This window comes from Vibrio sp. 03_296 (assembly GCF_002265885.1).
Genome location: NZ_NPKW01000642.1, coordinates 1 through 573, shown reverse-complemented (window position 1 = coordinate 573; position 573 = coordinate 1). Strand labels below are relative to the sequence as shown.

Sequence of the window (573 nt, the reverse complement as noted above, 5' to 3'; positions counted from 1 at the left end):
GCTTATCCGATTGATTCGTGGAGCAACTGGCACAGGATTWRGGTTCCGTCGTGCGACACGCAACTCACTGGATTCGGTTTCTGATCGCGATCATGTGATGGAGTTGATGTCAGTCGCCTCGATCTCGATGTTGCATTTATCTCGTCTTGCGGAAGACATGATTTTCTACAACTCTGGCGAGTCGGGCTTTATTGAGTTAGCCGATACGGTGACCTCAGGATCGTCCTTGATGCCACAAAAGAAAAACCCTGATGCACTAGAATTGATCCGTGGCAAAACGGGCCGCGTGTATGGCTCTCTTGCGGGCATGATGATGACGGTAAAAGCCTTACCACTGGCGTACAACAAAGACATGCAAGAAGACAAAGAAGGGCTGTTCGATGCCCTCGATACTTGGAATGATTGCATGGAGATGGCCGCGCTTTGTTTTGATGGCATTAAAGTACAATGGAGAGCGCACCCTTCGAAGCGGCGAAACAAGGTTACGCCAACTCGACGGAGCTGGCCGATTACTTGGTGGCCAAAGGGATTCCATTCCGCGAAGCACACCATATTGTTGGCGTTGCGGTGGTC

At 50.8% G+C, this 573-nt stretch carries 1 pseudogene; it reads left to right on the top strand.

Annotated features, from left to right (window positions below):
- Nucleotides 1-573: pseudogene (argH, locus tag CIK04_RS26825) on the top strand (argininosuccinate lyase); the annotation flags it as partial.